1 protein-coding gene is annotated in these 1292 nt (G+C 69.4%); it reads left to right on the top strand.

Translation table 11 applies throughout. The annotated features are described in order from the left end of the window. A partial coding sequence (locus tag BLQ03_RS17755; protein ID WP_090757606.1) for a heavy metal translocating P-type ATPase occupies nucleotides 1-1292 on the top strand: 1292 nt, incomplete at both ends.

Genomic DNA, 1292 nt, shown 5'->3' with positions numbered 1-1292 from the left:
AAGGAGGTCGGCGCATCGGCGATCGGCGGGACCATGAACCAGTCCGGCGCGCTGGTGATCGAGGCCCGCCGCGTCGGCCGCGACACCATGCTGTCGCAGATCGTCCAGCTCGTCGCGGAAGCACAGCGCTCGCGCGCGCCGATCCAGCGGCTCGCCGATCAGGTCTCGGGCTGGTTCGTGCCGGCCGTGATCGTCGTCGCCATCCTTGCCTTCATCGCATGGTCGATCTGGGGACCCGAGCCGCAGTTCTCCTTCGGCCTCGTTGCCGCCGTGTCCGTCCTCATCATCGCCTGCCCCTGTGCGCTGGGGCTCGCGACGCCCATGTCGATCATGGTCGGCGTCGGCCGTGGCGCCCAGGCCGGCGTCCTCATCCGGAACGCCGAGGCCTTGGAGCACATGGAGAAGATCGACACCATCATCGTCGACAAGACCGGGACGCTGACCGAAGGCCGACCCGCCGTCACCGCCATCGTTCCCGCCGCTGGTCACGCCGGGGCAGAGGTGCTGCGCTTGGCCGCGAGCGTCGAGCGGGCGAGCGAGCATCCGCTGGCACTCGCCATCGTTCGGGCCGCGGAGGAGCGCGAGATCGTGCCCGCGCCAGTCGCGGACTTCGACTCTCCCACTGGGAAGGGCGCGCTCGGCACCGTCGAAGGACGCCGCATCGCGCTCGGCAACGCGAAGTTCCTAGCCGAGCAGGGGGTCGATGTTGCGCCCTTGGCCGATGAGGCCGACAAGTTGCGCGAGGACGGGGCGACGGCGATCTTCATGGGCGTCGATGGGCGGGCGGCCGCCATCTTCGCCATCGCGGACCCGGTCAAGGCATCGACACCGGAGGCGCTGGCCGCGCTGAAGGCGCAGGGCATCCGCGTGGTCATGTTGACCGGCGACAACTGGACCACGGCGAAGGCCGTCGCGCGCCAGCTCGGCATCGACGAGGTTGAAGCAGAGGTCCTGCCGGATCAGAAAAGCGAGGTCGTGCAGCGGCACAAGGCGGCGGGGGAAGTCGTGGCAATGGCGGGGGACGGTGTGAACGATGCGCCGGCGCTCGCGGCCGCCGATGTCGGCATCGCGATGGGCACCGGCACCGACGTGGCGATGGAGAGCGCCGGGGTCACGCTGCTCAAGGGCGATCTGACCGGCATCGTGCGCGCCCGCCGGCTGTCGCAGGCGGTGATGCGCAACATCCGCCAGAACCTGTTCTTCGCCTTCATCTACAATGCGCTTGGCATCCCCGTCGCGGCCGGCGTGCTGTATCCGTTCTTCGGCATCCTGCTGTCGCCAATCATCGCGGC

This window comes from Paracoccus chinensis, assembly GCF_900102885.1.
Taxonomy (GTDB): domain Bacteria; phylum Pseudomonadota; class Alphaproteobacteria; order Rhodobacterales; family Rhodobacteraceae; genus Paracoccus; species Paracoccus chinensis.
The sequence above is the reverse complement of the archived record's forward strand: the minus strand, read 5'-3'. Positions and strand labels throughout refer to the sequence as shown.